Below are 21278 nucleotides of genomic sequence, written 5' to 3' on the forward strand. Positions count from 1 at the left end.
TCCGGCGGCGTCTCGGTGTGTCCGGGGCATCTCGAGGACACGACGGCGTCTCGCGCATCGCGGCGGACGCGGCAACGGACAGACGGGAGGCCCGGTGCCAGCTGGCACCGGGCCTCCCGTCCGTCGGTCGGTCGCGTCGCGGACGCTGGCCGGGCTACTGGGCCAGCTTCAGCCAGACGGCGCCGAGCGGCGGGACCACGAGGTGCGCTGAGGCCGGGCGGCCCGCCCACGGGGTGTCCTCCGCCGTGACGACGCCGAGGTTGCCGACCCCGGAGCCGCCGTACTCGCCCGCGTCGGTGTTGAGCACCTCGTGCCACTCGCCAGCGGTCGGCAGCCCGAAGCGGCGCTCCACCGGCACGCCGGAGAAGTTCACGAACACCGCGACCCGGTCGTCGCCGTCCTTCCGCAGGAACCCGAGGGTCGAGTGCGGTGCGTCGCCGCCCTCGAGCCACTCGAAGCCGTCGGCCGTCGAGTCGTGCGTCCAGAGCGCCGGGGAGTCCTTGTACACGCGGTTGAGCTCCGCGACGAGGTCCTGCACACCGCGGTGGCCGGGCTGGTCGAGGAGCCACCAGTCGAGGCCCTTCGCCTCGGACCACTCGGAGGGCTGCGCGAACTCCTGGCCCATGAAGAGCAGCTGCTTGCCGGGGTGCGCCCACATGAACGCCAGGTAGGCGCGCACGTTGGCGAGCTTCTGCCACTCGTCGCCGGGCATCTTGCCGTACAGGGAACCCTTGCCGTGCACGACCTCGTCGTGGCTGATCGGCAGGGTGAACTGCTCGCTGAAGGCGTAGACGAACGAGAACGTGATCTCGTCGTGGTGGTAGCTGCGGTACGCGGGGTCGCGCTGCACGTACTCGAGCGAGTCGTGCATCCAGCCCATGTTCCACTTCTGCCCGAAGCCGAGCCCGCCGGCGCTCGTCGGCTGCGTCACGCCCGGCCACGAGGTGCTCTCCTCCGCGATCATCACGATGCCGGGGTAGCGCTTGTACGCCGTCGCGTTCGTCTCCTGCAGGAACGAGATCGCGTCGAGGTTCTCGCGGCCGCCGTGGATGTTCGGCAGCCAGTCGGTGCGGGAGTAGTCGAGGTACAGCATCGAGGCCACCGCGTCGACCCGCAGGCCGTCGATGTGGAACTCCTCGAACCAGTACAGCGCGTTCGCGACCAGGAAGTTGCGCACCTGCGGCTGTCCGAAGTCGAACACGTAGGTGCCCCAGTCGAGCTGCTCGCCGCGGCGGGGGTCCGGGTGCTCGAACAGCGCGTAGCCGTCGAAGCGCCCGAGGGCCCACTCGTCCTTCGGGAAGTGTCCGGGGACCCAGTCCATGATCACGCCGATGCCCGCGGAGTGCAGACGGTCGATCAGGTAGCGCAGGTCGTCCGGCGAACCGAAGCGCGCGGTCGGTGCGTAGTACCCGGTGACCTGGTAGCCCCACGAGCCGCCGAACGGGTGCTCGGCGAGCGGCAGGAACTCCACGTGGGTGAAGCCGGTGTACTCCATGTGGCCGATGAGCTGGTCGGCGACCTCGCGGTACGACAGGCCGGGGCGCCAGGAGCCGAGGTGCACCTCGTAGACGCTCATCGGAGCGTCGTGCGTGGTGGTCTGGGCGCGGCGCTCCATCCAGGCGGCGTCGCCCTCGGACCACGTGTACGTGGACTCGGTGACGACCGAAGCCGTCGCCGGGGCGATCTCGGCTTCGCGGGCGAACGGGTCGGCGCGTTCCACCCACCCGGAGTCGGTGAGGATCTGGAACTTGTAGCGCTGGCCGACGACGGCGCCGGGCCAGAACAGCTCCCAGACGCCGAGGTCGCTCAGACGGCGCATCGCGGTGGTGCGGCCTTCCCAGCCCTCGAAGTCGCCGATCACGCGGACGGCGGTCGCCCGAGGTGCCCAGACGGCGAACGCGACGCCGTCGACCCCGTCGACGGTGCGGGCGTGTGCGCCGAGGTGGTGCCAGAGCTGCTCGTCACGGCCCTCGCCGAACAGGTGCAGGTCGAGCTCGCCGAGCGTCGGGGCGAACCGGTACGCGTCGTCGGTGGTCCACGTGGCGTCGTCCTCGTCCGTGGACTCGTCGTAGTCGTACTCCGACTCGACGCGGTAGCGACCGAGCGGGCCGGCGGTGGCGCCGGCCCAGAGCCCGTCACCCTCGTGCGTGAGCTCGATGTCGTCGCCGTCGGGGCGGACGATCCGTACCGCACGGGCCAGGTGCCGGACGACGCGGACGCTGGTGCCGCCGTCGACCGGGTGCGGGCCGAGCACGTCGTGCGGCTGGGACCAGCGGCCCTCGGCCACCTGCAGACGCAGCCAGTCCTCGATCGGAGCCGGACGCGGATCCGTGGACGTACCGGCGGCGGCCGGAGCCGAGGCAGCAGCGGTGGGGGCGACCGGAGCCTCGACGGAGGCCGGCCGGACGACGGGCGCGGCGCCCCCGGTCGGGGCCGTCGGGGTGTCGGACGCCGAGGCGGCTGCGACGGACGGCTGCCGCGGGTGCGTCGGATCGGCGGGGTGCCCGGCGAGCGTGGCGGACTCCGCCACCCCGCGGTCGGGCGCCTCGCGCTGCGCCGGCGGGGCGCCGGGCAGGTCCTCGTCGGGCGCGGACACCTTCGGTTCGTACCGCGGCACGGCCGGCGGCGGAGGCGGCACCGGCGGGACGGCCGGTCCGCGCTTCGTGGGGTCGGTCGGGTCGTTGGTCATCGGTGGGGTCCTTCCACGACGAGCAGGTGCACGGGCTCCTGGAACGCATCCAGGCGGACGTAGTTCGACGCGCCCCAGGTCCAGCGCTGACCGGTCACGACGTCACGGACGTCGAACAGGCCCTCGGTCGGCAGACCGAGTGCGGCGAGGTCCAGGTGCACGGTGGTCTCACGGGCGGAGTGCGGGTCGACGTTGGCGACCACGATCACGGTGTCGGGGCGTCCTGACCGGATGTACTCGCCCGACAGGTGCTTCGAGTAGACGACGATCGCCGGGTCCTCGGCGGCGTGCACGTGCAGGTTCCGCAGCTGTCGGAGTGCGGGGTGCGCCTGCCGGAAGCGGTTGAGCATCGTGACGTACGGCGCGAGCGACGCACCTTCGGCCTCGGCCAGGGCGAAGTCACGCGGCTTGTACTCGTACTTCTCGTTGTCGATGTTCTCTTCGGAGCCCGGTCGGGCGACGTCCTCGAAGAGCTCGTAGCCGGCGTACATGCCCCACGTCGGTGCACCGGTGGCGGCGAGCGCCGCGCGCACCTTGTAGCCGGCACGGCCGCCGAACTGCAGGTACTCGGTGAGGATGTCGGGGGTGTTCACGAAGAGGTTCGGGCGCAGGTAGTCGCTCGTCTCGTGGGAGAGCTCCGTGAAGTAGTCCTCGATCTCGTCCTTGGTGTTGCGCCAGGTGAAGTACGAGTACGACTGCTGGAACCCGGCTTCGGCGAGCGCGCGCATCATCGCCGGGCGGGTGAACGCCTCGGCGAGGAACACGGTGTCGGGGTGCTCGTCGCGGATCTCACGGATGACCCGCTCCCAGAACCAGAGCGGCTTGGTGTGCGGGTTGTCGACGCGGAAGATCCGGATGCCGAAGTCGATCCAGTGGCGCAGCACGCGCTCGACCTCGGTGACCAGGCCCTCGGGGTCGGTGTCGAACTGGATCGGGTAGATGTCCTGGTAGCGCTTCGGCGGGTTCTCGGCGGTCGCGATGGAGCCGTCGGCACGCTGTGTGAACCACTCCGGGTGCTGGGTGACCCAGGGGTGGTCGGGGGAGCACTGCAGTGCGAAGTCGAGCGCCACTTCCATGCCGGTGTTCTTCGCCGTCTCGACGAAGCCGCGGAAGTCGTCCTCGGTGCCGAGGTCGGGGTGGATCGCGTCGTGCCCGCCCTCGGGAGAGCCGATCGCCCAGGGACTGCCGGGGTCGTTCGGCCCGGGCGTGAGGGTGTTGTTCGGCCCCTTGCGGGCGGTGGTGCCGATGGGGTGGATCGGCGGCAGGTAGATGACGTCGAAGCCCATCCGGGCGACGGCGGGCAGACGGCGGGCCGCGGTGCGGAAGTCGCCGCTCTTCCAGGAGCCGTCGGGGTTCTTCTTCGCGCCTTCGGAGCGGGGGAAGAACTCGTACCAGGCACCGACGCCGGCGCGGGTGCGTTCGACGTCGAGCAGCTGGGTGGCGGAGTGCGTGCGGAGCGAGGTGAGCGGTGCTTCCTCGACCTCGGCGACGATGCGCGGGTCGTCGACGGCGGCCAGGCGTTCGGCCGGGTCGAGGTCGGTGTCACGGACGCGCGCGGCGGCACGGGTGGCGGCGGGGGAGTCGGTCTCCTCGGCCAGCCGGTCGAGCAGCACGGCGCCGTCGAGCAGGGTCGCCTCAGTGTCGACGCCGGCCGCGATCTTCAGGCGTGCGCCGTGCAGCCAGCTCGCCCAGTCGTCGGAGTACGACTCGACGTGCCAGGTCCAGACGCCGACGTGGTCGACCTGCACCGTGGCTTCGTAGCGGTCGGTGCCGGGGGCACCGAGGGTCATGGGGACGGTGCGGGTTCCACCGTCTGGGCGTTCGAGGACGAGGTCTGCGCCGATGATGCCGTGTCCTTCTCGGAAGACGGTTGCACCGAACGTGATCACCTCGCCGTCGAATGCCTTGCCGGGGAAGCCGTTCGGCGTCCTCGGGGCGAGCTCGGTGATCGGGATGCGCCCGATCTTCGGGCGGCGGGGTCGGTCTGCGGTGGCCACGGAAGCGACGCTACCCGGCGGGCGGCTCCGCGTTCCCCGGAATCGGCCCGCTGTGGCGGGCCGGGCGCGCCGTGGAGCCTGTGGAGGACCGGACGCCGGGCCCGTGGCGGAGCCGCCACGGGCCTGGCGTCCCGCGGCCGGTCGCGACGCCGGGCCGCACCCGACTGCTCGGCGCTACGCCACCTCGAACAGGTGGATGCCGGGGCCGTAGGCGGTGAAGACCTGCCCGGCAGGTCGGAGGCGCTCGTGGTCGCGGTGCTTCTCGCTCGACCAGGCCAGCCGGTACCCGAGGACGTCCTCGCGCACCGGCAGGGTCAGGTCGCGGGTGCGGCCGCTGCCGTGCACCACCACCAGGACGCGGTCGAAGGGCTCGTGTTCGGGCGTCGACTCGACGAAGTACTGCAGGGCGCGGTGCACCGGCTGGTCCCAGCCCTCGATCGTCATCGGGTGCCCGTCGGGTCCGTACCAGGACATCCGCGAGGCCCCCGGGGTCTCCTGCCCCTCGACGCCGAAGCGGGTGGGTCGGAGCGACGGGTGCGCCTGCCGGAACCGGGCCAGCGCGGCGACGGCCTCGGTCATCGCCTCGGCGTCCTCGTCGTCGGACCAGTCCACCGGGGTCAGGTCGTCGGACACCACGTAGGCGTTGTTGTTGCCGTGCTGCGTGCGGCTCCGCTCGTCACCGGCGGTGAGCATCGGCACCCCGGCGGACAGCATCAGGGTCGCCACCAGGTTGCGCATCGACCGACCACGCGCGGCGCGGACCCCGCGGTCGGCGGTGTCACCCTCGATGCCGTGGTTGAACGAGCGGTTGTCGTTCGAGCCGTCACGGTTGTCCTCGCCGTTGGCCTCGTTGTGCTTGCCGTCGTACGAAACCAGGTCGAGCAGGGTGAAGCCGTCGTGCGCGGTGACGAAGTTGACGCTCGCCAGCGGGCCGCGGTCGGCGCCGAAGACGTGACGCGAGCCGGTCAGGGCTCCGGCGAGCGCGCCGATCCCGGTCTGCGGCAGGCCGGTGCGGCGCTCCTCGGCGATGTCGGTGAGCCAGAACTGGCGGACCGTGTTGCGGAACCCGTCGTTCCACTCGCTCGTGCGCTGGCCGGCCGCGCCGAACGCCCCGGTCTTCCAGCCGTCCGGGCCGACGTCCCACGGCTCGGCGATCATCAGGGTGTCCTGCAGGTCGGGGTGGTTCCGGATGCGCTCGAGCAGTGGGTGCGACGGGTCGAAACGGTGCTCGCCGTCGCGGGCGAGGGCGGCCATCAGGTCGAAGCGGAACCCGTCGACCTGCACCTCGCGCGCCCAGTACACCAGGCTGTCGACGACGAGGTCCGCCGTCGCCTCGACCGAGGTGTCGAGCGTGTTCCCGCACCCGGTGGTGTCGTAGTACGTGTCCCGGCGGGGCGGGTCGGTCTGCGCCCAGCGGTAGCGGTTCGCACCGTCGATGCCACGCAGGCTCGTCGTCGGACCACCCAGGCCCTCTTCCGCGGTGTGGTTGTAGACGACGTCCAGGACGACCTGGATGCCGGCCTCGTGCAGCAGCCGGACCATGCCCTTGAACTCGCGCAGGACGGCGTCGGCGCCCTCCTGCTGCGCAGGCGCCGAGGCGTGCGCGGCGTGCGGGGCGAAGAAACCGAGCGTGTTGTAGCCCCAGGCGTTCTGACGACCGGCGTCGCGGAGCCACCGCTCGGTGTCGAACGCCTGCACGGGCAGCAGCTCGAGCGTGGTGACGCCGATGCGGTGCAGGTGCGCGATCGTGGTCTCGTGGGCGACCCCGGCGTACGTGCCGCGCAGGTGCTGCGGCAGGTGCGGGTTCGCTGCCGTCAGGGTGCGGACGTTCGCCTCGTACACGACAGCGCGGTCGAGCGGGACCTGCGGCTTCACGACGCCGCCCCAGTCGAAGGCGTCGTCGACGACCACGCTGGTCCAGCGGGGACCGGCCGCTTCTTCGTCGCCGGTCGGCAGGATGCCCCGCGCGTACGGGTCGAGCAGCGGACGCGTCGGGTCGAACTCGTGTCGCGGCCCGACCGGCCCGTCGACGAGCAGGTGGTAGCGGTCGCCGGGCATGATCCCAGGGACCTCGCCGGTCCACACGTCCGTGTCCGGCACCCGCTCGAGCGGGTGCCGGGTCGGCCCGCCGTCGGTGCGGTCGGCACCGTCCGCGCCGTCGGCGCTTCCCGCGCTCGCCACGACCAGGACGACGCCCGTCGCCGTCGCGGACCGCAGGGTGAACCGGGGGACGGTCCCGCCCAGGGAGAACCCCGGTGTGAGGTCGATCGCTGTCTCGTGCACGCGACAAGGGTACGAGGACCGGCGCGTATCCTGGACACTGCTCGATCCAGGGGGTGCATTTGTCGGTCTACCTCGACCACGCCGCGACGACGCCGATCCTGCCGGAGGCGCTCGCCGCCTTCACCGATGCCCTGGGCACCGTCGGCAACCCGTCGTCCATCCACAGCGCCGGTCAGCGCGCCAAGATGCTGCTCGAGGACGGCCGCGCCGCCGTCGCCCGCTCGCTCGACGCCGACCCGGTGGAGGTCGTGTTCACCTCCGGCGGCACCGAGAGCATCAACCTCGCCGTGAAGGGCCTGTTCTGGGCTCGCCAGCGCGACCGCCGGCGGCCCCGCATCGTCGTCCCGGGTGGCGAGCACCACGCCACCGTCGACACCTTGACCTGGCTGGAGACGCACGAGGGCGCCGTCATCGACGTGGTCCCGTTGGACGCGCAGGGTCGCGTCGACCTCGCCGGACTGGAGGCGCGGCTCGCCGACGCCTCAGACGTCGCCCTGGTCACGTTCCTGTGGGCGAACAACGAGGTGGGCACCATCCAGCCCGTGTCACGGATCGTCGAGCTCGCGCACGCCTCCGGCGTGCCCGTGCACAGCGACGCGGTCGCCGCCTACGGGCAGGTGCCGGTGTCGTTCGCCGGGTCCGGCCTCGACGCGCTCAGCGTCTCCGCGCACAAGGTCGGTGGGCCCGTCGGGATCGGTGCGCTCGTGCTCGGACGGAAGGCCACCGTCGAGCCCCTCATCCACGGTGGTGGGCAGCAGCGGCAGGTGCGGAGCGGCACGCAGGACGCCCCGGCGGCTGCGGCCTTCGGCGTGGCGGCCAGCGCGGTCGTCGCCGAGCCGATGCCGCACCCGTCGCTCGTCGCCCTGCGGGACCGGCTGATCGCCGGGGTCCGTGCAGCCGTGCCGTCAGCGGTGCTGATGGGGGACCCCGTCGACCGGCTGCCGGGCAACGCGCACTTCACGTTCCCCGGGTGCGAGGGCGACTCGCTCCTGTTCCTGCTCGACGCCGCCGGGGTCGCGGTCTCGACCGGATCGGCGTGCCAGGCCGGTGTGCCCGAGGCGTCGCACGTGCTGCTCGCGATGGGGCTGTCGGAGCAGGACGCCCGTGGTGCGCTCCGGATCACGCTCGGCCACACGACCACCGATGCCGACGTCGACGCGTTCCTGGCGGCGCTGCCGGATGCCGTCGCACGGGCCGGTGCCGCGGGGATGGCGTCGAGGGAGCCGCTGCTCGGGCGGTAGTGGTTGACTCCGGGCATGCTTCGCTCGTCCGCCGTGTGGGTCGTCTTCGCCCTGCTCGGCATCGTGTTCTTCGGGGTCTCGGTCGCGCTGTTCGCCCAGGCGGGATCCCGGCCCTTCGGGTTCGTCACCCTCGTCTGCGCGGTCGTCGTCCTGGCGAGTGCCTGGGTGGGACACCGGCGATCTCGGCTGCGGCGCTGACGCCGGTCCCCTTCCAGGGCATACTGCTGCTCGTGGTGCTGGGGCAGGACGACGTACACGACGCAGGGGACGTCCGCCGTCCAGCGCGCGTCAGACCGCCGCGGGACGACAACTTGTACCGCTCGACCGAGTGGAACGACGAGATCGCTGCGGCGTTCGAAGCGAAGCTCGCACGTGCGCGCCAGTAGCTTGATCTCGTGACGACTCCGAGACCAGAGGGCAGCGCCGACCTGGTGGGCCTGCTCGTCGGTGCTCCGTTCGCGCTCATCGGGATCGTGCTGCTCGTGTCCGCAGGAAGCACACCGACTGCCGTCCTCGGGGCCGCGGTGCTCCTCTCCGGCACGATGCTGGTGTGCACCGCTCTGCTCATCCGAGGGCTGCGCCGGGAGCGCTGACCATGGCCACCAACAGCGGTGAGCGCCACCCTCGGAACGGCACCCGGCCGGACAGCCGCTGGGCCGTCCCGATCCGTCGGGTCTTCCCCTGGTGGTACCTCAGCGGCGCGGTGGCGACGATGGCGATCCTGATCCTGGTCGATCCCGACGGCAGCCAGGCGACGGTGGCGTTCTGGGGACCGACGATCGGGATCGCGATCCAGGACCGCGAGAAAGCTGCGCGCGCTCGACTGGACCGCGGCCTGCCGGTCGACCGACGGTCGCTCCTGTCGCCTCCGTGGCTCGAACCGACCTGCGCGGGCTTGCTCACGGCTGTGGCAGTGGGGCTCGGCATGCTCATCAACGCGCTCTTCGGGCACGGCACGTTCGTCACGACGTGGGTCGGAGCGGGGGTCTTCCTCGGGGGAGCCGCGTCGTTGGTCATTCTCCTGCTGGCCCTGAGGCGCCGACGCCGCCGACGGCCGAGCGTTGCGGGCGGCGTCAGCTGAGCGGCCGCTCCGAGAGAAAGCGACCGGCACGCCGGTACTGGAAGGCGAGTTGCACGAGCCCGACCACGAACGCGAGCGACGCGACGAGCTCGAGCAGCTTTATGGCCACGCTGTCCGTGCTCACCGCTGTCGACGCGGCGAACAGCATCAGGGCCCCGAAGATCGGCAGGATGCCGAGCGTGGCTCGACGGTTCTGCACGGCGACCGCGGTGACGATGTCCGCGTGCTCGTCGTCGACCGGCTCCTTGCCGGCGATCTGACGCCGCACCGACCGCTGCTCAGCGCGCGAGAGCGGGCTGCTCACCGATCGCCAGCGAGTGACGTAGTGACCGGAGCGGTACGCCCACACGAAACCGACGATGCCGACGACCAGCCCGAGCAGCAACAGCAGGAGCTGGAGGAGCAGCTGCACGCCACCGCCGCCACTCGCGTGGTTGCTCCCGGTGGCCGGCACCAGCACCAGCGCCAGGACCACCCCGACCGCCCACGAGACCAGGACGAGTGCCCCCACCCACACGAACACGCGCGTCCGGCGACGGTGGAACCCGTCGTCGCTCTGGCCGTCGGCGAGCCGGGCGGCGGCTGCCCATCGATCGGCTCCGGCTGGGTCGGTTGCGGGGCTGGTCATGGTTCTGGTCCTGACGTCGAGGGTCTCTCGGGTCTACGGGCCGCAGTCGGCTCGGGTCGCGTGGGCGACTCCGGAAGCGACTGCCGTCGGACCCGCACGAGGGGATCGCCACCGACCCGCTTCGTTGTGATACTTGGACATGCTCGAGTTGGTGAGACCGCAGACGGCGTTGTACGAGGCGTGGGCCGAAGCGCATGCCGAGTGGGGGCCGGGCGTGCACGAGGACGGTTTCGGGATCACCGCCCACGACGACGTCGGCGACGAGGACGGGTTCCGCACCTGGGTCGGACGACTGCACGCCAGACCCGGAGCGCTCTGGTGGATCGTCGAGGACGGCCGCGTCCTGGGCGGGATCGCACTCCGGGCTCCGGGAGACGCGGACGGCGTGCAGCGGTTCGGCCACGTCGGGTACGGGATCCGCCCGTCGGCGAGGGGCCGAGGCGTGGCGACGTGGGCGCTGGGCCAGGTGCTCGCGCACGCATCGCGCGTCGGGATCGACCCGGTGATCGCCGTCTGCCGCGATGACAACGACGGCTCCATCGGGGTGTTGGAGCACTACGACGCCGTCCTGCTGTCGACCGAGCGCCGCGGGGGCGTGCGGCTGCGACGGTACGCCATCGCCAGGTCGCACCGGAGGCCCGGATGACCAAGCGCCGGTCACCCGGTGCTGCGGGGCCGGGGCGGGGGTGCAGGGCGCGTGGAGGAAGACCGCGACCGGCGGGACGGACCGACACCGGGCCTCCCGGTCGGCCGAGTCGGACTCGCGCCGGTAGGATCGATGACCATGGTCGAACTGGACTTCACCGAGCAGCTCTCCGCCCTTCGCGAGACCTTCGGCAACATCCGCTCGGTGGTCGACGTCGACCGCCTGCAGCGTGAGATCGCCGACCTCAGCGAGCAGGCCGGGGCCCAGGACCTCTGGGACGACGTCGACCACGCGCAGCAGGTGACGAGCGCGCTCTCGCACCGCCAGTCGGAGCTGAAGAAGATCACCGACACCGAGCAGCGCATCGACGACCTCGAGGTGCTGGTCGAGATGGCGAACGAGGGCGACGACCAGGAGTCCGCCGACGAAGCCCTCGCCGAGCTCAAGGCGATCCAGAAGATGATCGGCGACTTCGAGGTGCAGACGCTCCTGGACGGCGAGTACGACGACCGGCCCGCGGTCATCACGATCCGTGCCGGCGCGGGCGGTGTCGACGCGGCGGACTTCGCCGAGATGCTCCTCCGCATGTACCTGCGGTACGCCGAGCAGCACAACTTCAAGACCACCGTGATGGACACCTCGTACGCCGAAGAAGCGGGCATCAAGTCCGCGACGTTCGAGATCGACGCCCCGCACGCGTTCGGCACGCTGTCGGTCGAGGCCGGCACCCACCGCCTGGTGCGGATGTCGCCGTTCGGTGCCGCAGGCAAGCGCCAGACGTCCTTCGCCGCGGTCGAGGTCATCCCGCTCATGCCGGAGACCGCCGTCATCGACATCCCCGAGAACGACATCCGCGTCGACGTGTTCCGCTCGTCGGGCCCCGGTGGGCAGTCCGTCAACACGACCGACTCCGCGGTGCGCCTGACGCACATCCCGACCGGCACCGTCGTCTCGATGCAGAACGAGAAGTCGCAGATCCAGAACCGTGCTGCCGCCATGCGCGTGCTGCAGTCGCGCCTGCTCCTCCTGAAGAAGGAAGAGGAGAACGCGAAGAAGAAGGAACTCGCCGGCAACATCACGGCGAGCTGGGGCGACCAGATCCGCTCCTACGTGCTGGCGCCGTACCAGATGGTCAAGGACCTCCGGACGGAGCACGAGGTGAACAACCCCTCAGCCGTTTTCGACGGTGATCTGGACGGCTTCATCAACGCGGGCATCCGCTGGCGCAAGCAATCCGCCGCCGAGTAGGGGTTCGTGAGCCGCGCGCCTCGCTTGCTTTCCAAGCGGGGCGACCTACCCTGATCCGGTCATGATCAAATTCGACCAGGTCACCAAGGTCTACTCGGGCAACCCGAGTCCGGCGCTCGACAACCTCACCCTCGAGATCCTCAAGGGCGAGTTCGTGTTCCTCGTGGGCGCGTCCGGTTCCGGCAAGTCCAGCTTCCTGCGCCTCGTGCTCAAGGAGGAGAAGCCCACCAGTGGGCAGATCCACGTGCTCGGGCAGCGCCTCGGGTCCCTGGCATCGCGGAAGGTCCCGTACTTCCGCCGCAACCTCGGTGTGGTCTTCCAGGACTTCCGTCTGCTGCCGAACAAGAACGTGTTCGACAACGTGGCGTTCTCGCTGCAGGTCATCGGCAAGAGCAAGGGCTTCATCAGCGAGGCCGTGACCGACGTGCTGAAGCTCGTCGGGCTCGCCGGCAAGGCCACCCGCATGCCGCACGAACTCTCCGGTGGTGAGCAGCAGCGCGTGGCCATCGCCCGCGCCGTCGTGAACAAGCCGGCGATCCTGCTGGCCGACGAGCCCACCGGGAACCTGGACCCCACCACGTCCGCCGGCATCATGGCGCTCCTCGAACGCATCAACCAGGGAGGCACCACCGTGCTGATGGCGACGCACGACGCCAGCATCGTGAACCAGATGCAGCGTCGGGTCATCGAGCTCTCGAACGGCACCGTCCTGCGCGACGAGCAGTCCGGCGGCTACCAGACCCAGGCCGTCCCGATCCAGCGAGGCACCGTGTCCAACACCACCGGCATCCAGACGATCCCGGGGCTCATCCGATGAGGCTCGGGCTCGTCATGTCCGAGGTCGGCTCGGGCCTGCGACGCAATGCGTCGATGGTCGTCTCCGTCGTCCTCGTGACCTTCATCTCCCTGACCTTCGTCGGCACGGCGATCCTGCTCCAGATGCAGATCAACCAGATGAAGGGGTACTGGTACGACCGGGCGCAGGTCGCCGTCTACCTGTGCACCGACACCGACACCACGGGCAACTGCACCGGCGCGAAGGCCACCGCGGACCAGCGTGAGCAGGTCCAGGCGCAGCTCGACTCGTCGACGCTCAAGCCGTACATCGAGAAGACCTACTACGAGAACCAGGACCAGGCCTTCACCCGGTTCAAGGAGCAGTTCAAGGACTCGGCCGCGACGGAGTTCGTCAAGCCGGAGTACCTGAACGAGACCTTCTGGGTGAACCTGAAGAACCCTTCGCAGGCCGATGTCCTGGTGGAGAGCCTGTCGAAGGTCGCCGGTGTGCAGAGCGTCGTCGACCAACGCGGGTACCTGCAGCCGATCTTCAACCTGCTCAACGCCTCGTCGTACACGGCGATCGGCATCGCGGCGCTCATGCTCGTGGCGGCGGTGCTGCTCATCGCGACGACGATCCGCCTGTCGGCGTTCAGCCGACGGCGAGAGCTCGGCATCATGCGGCTCGTCGGCGCGTCGAACCGGTTCATCCAGACACCGTTCGTGCTCGAGGGGGTGATCGCCGCCGCCATCGGAGCCGTCCTGGCCGGTGGCGCGATCACCGCCGTGGTCTGGTTCTTCGTCCGGAACTTCCTGGCGGAGCGCTTCACCGGCACGGCGTTCATCGGCATGGGGGACGCGGCCATCGTGGTCCCGGCGGTGATCGTGATCGGCGTGCTCCTCGCCGCGGCGTCGGCGTCGATCGCCATCCGCCGGTACCTGAAGGTCTGACCCAGCACAGCATCCGCGAACGGGCGGCGCGCCGGGAAGGTGCGCCGCCCGCTTCGTGTTGAGTAGTCTGTAGGGCTGCGCGGGAAGACCCACGCAGCACACTGCACCGGTCACCATCGAGAGGAGTCGTCATGGCGAAGGAACGCGGGGAGAAGATCGTCGCGACGAACCGTCGCGCCCGGCACGACTACCTCATCGAGGACACGTACGAAGCGGGCATGGTCCTGTCCGGCACCGAGGTGAAGTCCCTGCGCATGGGGCGGGCGTCCCTGGTGGACGGGTACGCCTACATCGACGGTGGCGAAGCGTGGATCGACGCCGTGCACATCCCGGAGTACACCGAGGGCACGTGGAACAACCACTCGCCCCGGCGGAAGCGCAAGCTGCTCCTGCACAAGCAGCAGATCGTGAAGATCTCGCACAAGACGGCCCAGGGCGGCTACACCCTCGTGCCGCTGCAGATCTACTTCCACGACGGTCGGGCCAAGATCGAGATCGCCGTCGCGAAGGGCAAGCGCGAGTTCGACAAGCGCCAGGCGCTGCGCGAGAAGACCGACAAGCGTGAGGCCGAGCGGGCCATGCGCACCCGGAACCGCGTCAGCGAGTAGCGCCGACGTATCTCCTCGGCTAGACTGAGGGACTGCTCCGACAGGGGCATTGGCAACTCAACAGCGTGACAGCGGCTCGCACGTCCGGCCCGCATGGGGATGATCGGTTTCGACATTGCCTGTGTGCCGACGGGAAGCGGGCCGAGGACCCACGGTTATCTCGTTAACGATCCGTGGAAAACAACAAGTGCCAATTCCAAGCGCACTGACTTCGCTCTCGCTGCGTAAGCAGCCCAGCACATGAAGTCCGTCGGCCAGGTGATCGTCTTCTAACCTGATACCGGCGTCATCCAGAGGACTTGCTGCACGGTTGCGCCTCAGGGCCGTGCGGGACTTGCACTGAGACTGGGCCCGTCGTCCTAGAAGCCGGTAGCAAAGGACGGGGCCGAGCAGAACGAACTATCCGGATACGCCCGTAGAAGACGTCGAATTGCAGCGATGGACGGGGGTTCGATTCCCCCCATCTCCACCATTCGCCGAACGACGAACCGCTGTCACGCTGCGCCACCTGAACGCCCCGGCACCGTCCCTGGACAGTGCCGGGGCGTTCGCTGTTCCGCCACGTCCGAGGACTACGCTCCGGAGCAGGCGCGCAGAACACGCTCGCGTCGAACCCGAACGAGAGGTCAGCACGTGGTGCAGGAGATCGCGATCCGTGTCCGTCTGCGGGAGCAGGAACGAGTGGTGCTCAGCGAGTACGAGCGGATCGTGGGCTCCGTCGCCACGGTCGCGGCCCTCGCGGCCTGGCTGCCGAACCCCGACGCCCGCCTGGTCGTGCGCGGTCGCGGTGCCGAACCGGTGCGGCTCGAGACCGTCACGTACGGCTCGGTGGTCGAGATGCTCGTCGTGCTCGACCAGCGTTCGGCCGGGGTCGAACGTGCCGCGTCCGCCATCGCCGCGCTCGTCGAGTCGGTCCGCCACGAGCACGTCGCCGACGACGTCTCCGGGGTCGCCGGGGAACTCGATCGGCTCGACCGCGCTGCCCCGCGCGGACGCTCCGCCGTGGAACGCGAGCTGCGCACGTTCCTCGAGGGGGCGCGGTCGGACGTCCTCGCGCGCAAGGCGACCACCCGGGTGCGGGCCGCGCAGGCCCTGCTCCGGCTCGCCGAGGCGGACGCGGTGCTGACGGTCGAACGGGTCGCCGACGCCCTGGCGCCGGTGCTCGAGGAGCACGCGGTCGACGTCGAGCTGGACACCGGGTCGGCCGTGGTCGTCGAGCCGATCGACGGGGTGGAGTCGCCCGAGAACGAGCCTGCGTCCGCTGACGCTGACGCTGACGCTGACGCTGACGCCGACGCCGCGCAGGCGGAGCCGGAGGCTGTGTCGGCCGTCCTGCCGCTGCCGGCGGGTGCGAGCAAGGCGACGTCGAAGCAGGACGGCGACGGGAAGAAGGAGAAGTCCAAGAAGAAGGACGACGACAAGAAGAAGTCCAAGAAGAAGGACGACGACAAGAAGAAGTCCAAGAAGAAGGACGACGACAAGAAGAAGTCCAAGAAGAAGGACGACGACAAGAAGAAGTCCAAGAAGAAGAAGTAGCTCGCAGCCGCTCCCGCTAGAAGTCGAACAGGTTTCCCCGGATCCCTCCGGCGCCGTACTCCCGTCGCAGCAGCCCGCGGCGCCGCAGCACGGGCACCAGGTCGCCGAACATCCGGTGGATCTGCACCGGGTGCAGGTCACCCGAGAAGATGATCCCGTCGTTGTCGGCGTCGCTGCCGAGTTCCTCGATGAAGTCCGCGAACTCGTCCGCGGTCCCGACGAACCCGGACCGCGATCCGGACCCCGAGCCCGATGCGATCCGCCCCTGCCGTGCCTTGCGGGTGAGCAGCTCCCGCAGCGGCGCGTCCGGGGTGTCCCCGAGCAGCCCGCGGATCGTGCCGGCCGAGACGTGCTCGCCGAAGGTGCCGTCGGGCACCGGGGCGTCCAGGTCGAGCGCGAGCAGGTCGGTCTCGGAGTCGCTCGACCAGGCGATCGCCGCCGTACGCAGGGCCTCGTCGGTGGGGTGTTCGGACGCCGCGACGATGCGGTCGGCCTCCTCCGGCGAGGACACGATCACGGGCTTGAGCACGAACAGGATCCGCAGGTCCGCGGTGGACCTCCCTGCGGCCTCGGCTGCCGCGATCACCCGGGCGCGGTAGTCCGTCACGGCGGCGGCGGACAGCGGCGCGAGGGCGAGTTGGACGTCCGAGTGGGTGCCGGCGAACGCGAGCCCGCGGCCCGAGCCACCGGGGGAGACGACCACGGGGTCCGACGCCAGCGGCAGGGCGTTGAGCGGACCGTCGGCGGTGAAGTGGGCGCCCTCGTGGTGGAACGCGTCGAGGGCGTCCCCGTCCGCGAAGTGCCACGAGTCGGGTGCGCCGACGTACGCGTCGCCCCACGAGTGCCAGAGCCGGCGGAGCAGGGTGATCCACTCCTCGGCGCGGTCGTACGCCTGGTCGTGCGGCAGCGGCGGCAGGCCGGCGTGGCGTGCGCTGCCGACGTCGGTGACGACGTTGATGCCCAGGCGGTCCGAGGACAGGTGCGCCAGGGTCGCGAACTGCCGTGCCGCCAGGTACGGCGGAGTGATGCCGGCGTTGACGGTCGGTGCGATGCCGATGTGCGAGGTGGCGGCGAACAGGTACGGGGCGAGCAGCAGCGGGTCGTGCTTCGGGCCGCCGTACGCCTGCCGGATGCGCAGGTCGAGGGTCGCGGGGGAGCCGAGCGAGACGGCGTCCTCGGCGATGACCAGGTCCATGCCGGCCTGCTCGAGCGTCCGGACGGACTGCTGGTACAGCTCCGGCTTCGTCCAGTCGTGGCCCCAGTCCCAGTCGGACCGTCCCCACGCCTGCGGGCCGAAGCCGCGCGAGAAGAAGTACCCGAAGTGCTGCAGCTCGGCCATTCAGCGCTCCTGCCGGTCGAGTGCCGACCCACCGGCGGCCGTGCGTTGCGCGTCCGACGCTCCACGTGCCTCCAGGCCGGCGGCGGCGTCTGCGGACCGCACCGCGGCGAACCCGCGTCCCAGGTCGCGGAGCAGGTCCGCGACGTCCTCGATGCCGACCGACAGGCGGATCAGGCCGTCGCTGATGCCCTGCTCGGCTCGCTCTTCCGCCGTGCGGCCGGCGTGCGTGGTGGTGGCCGGGTGCAGGATCAGCGAGCGCACGTCGCCCAGGTGGGTCATCCGGCTGAACAGCTGCACGGCGTCGATGAACGCCCGCGCGGCGGCTTCGCCACCGGCGAGCGTGAAGGCGAAGACGGAGCCGGCCCCGCGGGGCAGGTAGCGCTGGGCGAGGTCGTGGAACGGACTGGAGGCCAGGCCAGCGTGATCGACGCTCGTCACCTCCGGCTGCTGGTCCAGCCAGGACGCGACGGCCAGCGCGTTCGCGCAGTGGCGTTCCACCCGCAGCGACAGCGTCTCGATGCCCTGGCGGAGCAGGAACGCGTTGAACGGGGACGGCGCCGGGCCGATGCGTGCGGCGACGACGTCGCGGGCGAACACGGCGAACGCCCGGTTGCCGTACCGCTCGACGTAGCTCTCGCCGCCGAGGGACCGCTCGGGAGTGGTCAGGTGGGTCCAGCGCTCGGGGGCGACGGTCCAGTCGAACCGGCCGCCGTCCACGACCACACCGCCGAGTCCGGCTCCGTGGCCGGACAGGAACTTCGACGCCGAGTGCACGACGATGTCCGCACCGTGCTCGACCGGGCGCACCAGGTACGGCGTGGCGAGGGTGTTGTCGACGATCAGCGGGACGCCGGCGCGGTGCGCGGTCTCGGCGACGCCGGTGATGTCGAGGACGTCGTTCTTCGGGTTCGGGATCGTCTCGGCGAAGAACGCCTTCGTGTTCGGTCGGACCGCGCCGGCCCAGGCGTCGAGGTCGCGGGCGTCGGTGACGAAGTCGACCTCGATGCCGAGTCGGCCGAGGTTCTGCAGCAGCAGGCCGCGGGTGCCCTCGTAGATGCTCCGGGCGCTGACGACGTGGTCGCCGGCCTGCAGCAGGCCGAGGAACGCCACGGTCGCCGCCGCCTGACCGCTGCCGACCAGGATCGCCTGGACACCGCGTTCGAGCAGCGCCACGCGACGCTCGACGTCGGCGTTCGTGGGGTTGCCGAGGCGCGTGTAGGTGTAGCCGTCGTCGGTGTCGGCGAAGCGGTCGCGGGCCTGGTCGAAGTCGTCGAACAGGAACCCGGAGGACATGTGGATCGCGGGGACCCGGGCGCCGTGCCCGGCGTCGGGCACGAAGCCGCCGTGTACCTGCTCGGTCGCGAAGCCGTGGTCGTCGGTCGCCATGGGACACCTCCGGGGGTTGTCTGGCGGTAGCCTCGCAGCCCCTCGGCGCGGACAGGCGATTGCGGCCCCCGGTTACGCGAGCGCAGCCTCAGACGAGCGCGCGGACCCCGGTGACGACGGTGTCCCAGACCTGGAGCAGCGGCTCGCGCGCCAGCCACACCGCGACGGCGTTCACGGCGACGAACAGCACGAACCACAGGGACGCCGGCACCCGCATCTCGGCCGCGGCGATGTGGAAGTCGGTCTGCACCCTGGCGCCGGTGACCAGCCAGCGCCCGACCTGCACCACCGAGCGCAGGCCGTCGACGACGAAGAAGGCCCCGACGGCGGCGACCACCAGGACGGTCGTCTCGGACGGGCGCACGGCCACCCAGAGGGCGAGCGCGTCGAAGCCGAGCACGACGAGCAGGCCGAACCAGTTCCGGACGAACGCCAGCGCGACGAGCCCGATGACCGCGAGCACCACCACGGGCAGCCAGCGGGAGCCGTGCAGCACCCCGGTCACCAGGAGCACCCCCGCCCAGAGGGGTGCGCTGTACCCGGCGTACAGGTTCAGGATCCGGACGAGCCACCGGATGCCGCCGGGCACCCGGCTGAGCTGGACCCAGGCCTCGCCGGACCCGTCCGGGTGCAGCTCGATCCGCTGGATCCGCCCGCCGAACGGCACGACGACGATCGCGTGCCCGACCTCGTGCGCGATGGTCGCGGCGATGCGGGCCACCCGGCCGACGAACGGCACGAACGGCAGGACGGCGCCGACGAGGAGCGCGACGAAGACGAGGGGCGGGGCTGCGGTGGTCAAGTGACCAGCATCGCAGCCCCGCCCAGGAAGACCCTGCGGGACCGGCGTCAGGGGAGCACGGGCGTCGTCAGCACCACCGTGACCAGGACCACGGTGCCGGTGATCGCCAGGGCGGTGAGGACGGCGAGGAACACCGTCAGACGGTTCACGCGTCGGCGCCCGGCTATTCGACCGTCACCGACTTCGCGAGGTTCCGGGGTTTGTCGACGTCGCACCCGAGCTGCAGGGCCAGTTCCCGCGCGAGCATCTGCAGCGGCACGACGGCCTCGAGCGGCCCCCAGGGCGCGGTCATCGCGCCCCAGGCCAGGTCGCCGGTGCCACGGCGGCCGAGCGCGGGGATGTCCGCGGTCTCGCCGCCGATCGTGATGACGAAGCCACCGCGGGCCCGGACCTCGGCGATCGCCGACTGGATCTTCGGCTCGCCGTGGTCGATGACGACCACCGGGGTGCCGTCGTCCACCAGCGCGAGCGGCCCGTGCTTGAGTTCGCCGGCGGGGTACGCCTCGGCCCAACGGTAGCTGAGCTCCTTGAGCTTCAGGGCGCCCTCGGCGGCGTACGGCAACCCGGCGCCGCGGCCGAGGAACAGGAAGCCCGTCGCCTCCTTGACGCTCGACACCAGCAGCGGCATCCGTTCGGCGGACACCCGCGCAGCGTGCTCGATCCGGGCCGGCAGGTCGAGCAGCTCGTCGACGAGCACCTGCGCGCGTGACGGTTCGATGCGGCCGGAGGCCACCATCGCGGAGATCATCGCCGCGACGCCGACGACGACCTGCGCCGTGAACGTCTTCGTGGCGGCGACCCCGATCTCCGGGCCGGCGTGGCAGTCGAGCACGGCGTCGGCCCGTCGGGCGAGCGAGGAGTGCATGTTGTTCGTCAGTGCGAGCACCGGGTGGCGGTCCTCGAACCGGTCCAGGGCGCGGAGCACGTCCGCGGTCTCACCGGACTGGCTGATCGCGACGACCAGGGTGCCCGGACCGAGCACGGCCTGTTCGGCCTCGCTCGCGACGACGATGTCGGTCGGCACCCCGCCGATCCCGCGCAGTGCGGTCGCGATCACCTGACCGGCGTTCAACGACGTGCCGCAGGCGACGATCGCCAGCCGGTGGAAGCCAGCCAGGCCGAGACCCACCCACATGCTGCCGTCGGCGGTGCGCCGGGCCACCCGGTCCAGGATCGTGGCGACGACGTCGGCCTGCTCGTCGATCTCCTTCGCCATGTGGTCGGTGTGGTCGCCGAGGTCGAGCGCAGCGGCGGCGAACGGGGACGGCGTGGGGAACGGCACGGGCACCGTGATGCCGTCGGACGACCACGTCCAGGCCTCACCGAGCTCGACGACGTCGCCGTCGCGCAGCGCCACGAACGTCTCACACCACTCGGCGATCGCGCCGATGTCGCTCGCCACGAAGTCACCACGGCCGGAGCGGGCGACGACGAGCGGCGAACGGTCCGCCGCCACGACCATGCGGCCGTCCCGGGCGTCCAGGACCACGATCGCCCAGGAGCCCTCGAGCTGCGCCGTCGCGATCTGCATTGCGAGCATCAGGTCCGGGTCGACCGCCAGGGCCCGCTCGACCAGGTGCGCGATGACCTCGGAGTCGACGTCGGACCGGAAGCGGTGGCCCTGCGCCTCGAGCGTCTGCCGCAGCCGGTCCGCGTTCTCGATGATGCCGTTGTGCACGATCGAGATCCGGCCGGTGCAGTCGGCGTGCGGGTGCGCGTTCGCCTCGCGCACGGCACCGTGCGTGGCCCAGCGGGTGTGGCCGATGCCGACGCCGGTGAGCGCGTCACCGGAGCATGCAGCGACGAGGGTGCGCAGGTCGCCGACGCGGGAGACCGAGCGGATCGTCTCGGTGCGGCCGGCGGCCGTCCGGACGGCGATGCCGGCGGAGTCGTACCCGCGGTACTCGAGTCGTTCGAGTCCGTCGAGCAGGTAGGGGGTCGCGTCGTCAGACACGCGGGCCGCGATGATGCCGCACATCGGCTGTCCCTTCGGGGGAACGAGGGTGGGTGGAACGGGGAGGTGGGACTGGTGCGGCACCGACCGCCGTCGGGTCTTCCGCGCGTCC

General features: G+C 70.9%; 18 protein-coding genes and 1 other RNA gene. 11 read left to right on the top strand and 8 right to left on the bottom strand.

Annotation, left to right across the window (positions count from 1 at the left end; translation table 11 throughout):
• Nucleotides 1–154: 154 nt before the first annotated feature.
• The 3 genes from glgB to DEI85_RS06665 form a co-directional block, all read right to left on the bottom strand.
• Nucleotides 155–2689 carry a 1,4-alpha-glucan branching protein GlgB gene (gene glgB / locus DEI85_RS06655; RefSeq protein ID WP_111123463.1) on the bottom strand — a complete coding sequence of 845 codons (2535 nt, stop codon included), beginning with the start codon at nucleotides 2687–2689 and terminating at the stop codon, nucleotides 155–157.
• Complete coding sequence (locus DEI85_RS06660; protein ID WP_181436349.1) at nucleotides 2686–4686, bottom strand: alpha-1,4-glucan--maltose-1-phosphate maltosyltransferase; 2001 nt, start codon at nucleotides 4684–4686, stop codon at nucleotides 2686–2688. The genes glgB and DEI85_RS06660 overlap by 4 nt, the downstream gene beginning before the upstream one ends.
• Nucleotides 4687–4860: 174 nt before the next feature.
• Nucleotides 4861–6969, bottom strand: a complete 2109-nt coding sequence (locus DEI85_RS06665; protein WP_111123462.1) for a glycogen debranching protein — start codon at nucleotides 6967–6969, stop codon at nucleotides 4861–4863.
• 59 nt (nucleotides 6970–7028) lie between these two features.
• Here DEI85_RS06665 and DEI85_RS06670 point away from each other — a divergent pair, with 59 nt between their 5' ends.
• The 4 genes from DEI85_RS06670 to DEI85_RS06685 all read left to right on the top strand — a co-directional run bounded on the left by DEI85_RS06670 (nucleotide 7029) and on the right by DEI85_RS06685 (nucleotide 9291).
• Nucleotides 7029–8210 (top strand): cysteine desulfurase family protein, encoded by a 1182-nt coding sequence (locus tag DEI85_RS06670; RefSeq protein WP_110859077.1) that lies wholly within the window; start codon nucleotides 7029–7031, stop codon nucleotides 8208–8210.
• Nucleotides 8211–8225: 15 nt separating this feature from the next.
• A complete protein-coding gene (locus tag DEI85_RS06675; RefSeq protein ID WP_111123461.1) occupies nucleotides 8226–8408 on the top strand; it encodes a hypothetical protein in 183 nt (60 codons plus the stop codon).
• 197 nt (nucleotides 8409–8605) lie between these two features.
• Nucleotides 8606–8803: a hypothetical protein gene (locus DEI85_RS06680; protein ID WP_146248991.1), complete on the top strand. Its 198-nt coding sequence runs from the start codon at nucleotides 8606–8608 to the stop codon at nucleotides 8801–8803.
• Between the two features lie 2 nt (nucleotides 8804–8805).
• Nucleotides 8806–9291, top strand: a complete 486-nt coding sequence (locus DEI85_RS06685; protein ID WP_111123460.1) for a hypothetical protein — start codon at nucleotides 8806–8808, stop codon at nucleotides 9289–9291.
• On the opposite strand, the gene DEI85_RS06690 is transcribed toward DEI85_RS06685, so the two are convergent.
• Nucleotides 9284–9919 carry a hypothetical protein gene (locus tag DEI85_RS06690; protein ID WP_110859074.1) on the bottom strand — a complete coding sequence of 212 codons (636 nt, stop codon included), beginning with the start codon at nucleotides 9917–9919 and terminating at the stop codon, nucleotides 9284–9286. The two genes, DEI85_RS06685 and DEI85_RS06690, sit on opposite strands and share 8 nt — an antisense overlap.
• A 151-nt stretch (nucleotides 9920–10070) precedes the next feature.
• Here DEI85_RS06690 and DEI85_RS06695 point away from each other — a divergent pair, with 151 nt between their 5' ends.
• The 7 genes from DEI85_RS06695 to DEI85_RS06725 all read left to right on the top strand — a co-directional run bounded on the left by DEI85_RS06695 (nucleotide 10071) and on the right by DEI85_RS06725 (nucleotide 15685).
• Nucleotides 10071–10565, top strand: coding sequence for a GNAT family N-acetyltransferase (locus DEI85_RS06695; protein WP_220032925.1), 495 nt, complete (start codon nucleotides 10071–10073; stop codon nucleotides 10563–10565).
• Nucleotides 10566–10703: 138 nt separating this feature from the next.
• Nucleotides 10704–11813 (top strand): peptide chain release factor 2, encoded by a 1110-nt coding sequence (gene prfB / locus DEI85_RS06700; RefSeq protein WP_071244840.1) that lies wholly within the window; start codon nucleotides 10704–10706, stop codon nucleotides 11811–11813.
• A 61-nt stretch (nucleotides 11814–11874) separates the two neighbouring features.
• A complete protein-coding gene (gene ftsE, locus DEI85_RS06705) occupies nucleotides 11875–12630 on the top strand; it encodes a cell division ATP-binding protein FtsE (protein WP_017888215.1) in 756 nt (251 codons plus the stop codon).
• Complete coding sequence (gene ftsX / locus DEI85_RS06710) at nucleotides 12627–13541, top strand: permease-like cell division protein FtsX (protein ID WP_027465852.1); 915 nt, start codon at nucleotides 12627–12629, stop codon at nucleotides 13539–13541. Before ftsE ends, ftsX begins: the two co-directional genes overlap by 4 nt.
• A gap of 131 nt (nucleotides 13542–13672) precedes the next feature.
• Nucleotides 13673–14149: an SsrA-binding protein SmpB gene (gene smpB / locus DEI85_RS06715; RefSeq protein ID WP_111123459.1), complete on the top strand. Its 477-nt coding sequence runs from the start codon at nucleotides 13673–13675 to the stop codon at nucleotides 14147–14149.
• A 95-nt stretch (nucleotides 14150–14244) separates the two neighbouring features.
• Nucleotides 14245–14621: a transfer-messenger RNA gene (ssrA, locus tag DEI85_RS06720) on the top strand.
• A gap of 161 nt (nucleotides 14622–14782) precedes the next feature.
• Complete coding sequence (locus DEI85_RS06725) at nucleotides 14783–15685, top strand: hypothetical protein (protein WP_111123458.1); 903 nt, start codon at nucleotides 14783–14785, stop codon at nucleotides 15683–15685.
• A gap of 16 nt (nucleotides 15686–15701) precedes the next feature.
• On the opposite strand, the gene DEI85_RS06730 is transcribed toward DEI85_RS06725, so the two are convergent.
• The 4 genes from DEI85_RS06730 to glmS form a co-directional block, all read right to left on the bottom strand.
• Complete coding sequence (locus DEI85_RS06730) at nucleotides 15702–17024, bottom strand: LLM class flavin-dependent oxidoreductase (protein ID WP_111123457.1); 1323 nt, start codon at nucleotides 17022–17024, stop codon at nucleotides 15702–15704.
• Complete coding sequence (locus DEI85_RS06735) at nucleotides 17025–18410, bottom strand: O-acetylhomoserine aminocarboxypropyltransferase/cysteine synthase family protein (RefSeq protein WP_111123456.1); 1386 nt, start codon at nucleotides 18408–18410, stop codon at nucleotides 17025–17027.
• An 88-nt stretch (nucleotides 18411–18498) separates the two neighbouring features.
• Complete coding sequence (locus DEI85_RS06740) at nucleotides 18499–19212, bottom strand: M50 family metallopeptidase (RefSeq protein WP_181435507.1); 714 nt, start codon at nucleotides 19210–19212, stop codon at nucleotides 18499–18501.
• Between the two features lie 163 nt (nucleotides 19213–19375).
• On the bottom strand, nucleotides 19376–21190 hold the full coding sequence (glmS, locus tag DEI85_RS06745; protein ID WP_111123454.1) for a glutamine--fructose-6-phosphate transaminase (isomerizing): 1815 nt from the start codon (nucleotides 21188–21190) through the stop codon (nucleotides 19376–19378).
• Between the last annotated feature and the right edge of the window lie 88 nt (nucleotides 21191–21278).

Source organism: Curtobacterium sp. MCBD17_026 (assembly GCF_003234895.2).
In the GTDB taxonomy this organism is placed as follows: Bacteria; Actinomycetota; Actinomycetes; order Actinomycetales; family Microbacteriaceae; genus Curtobacterium; species Curtobacterium flaccumfaciens.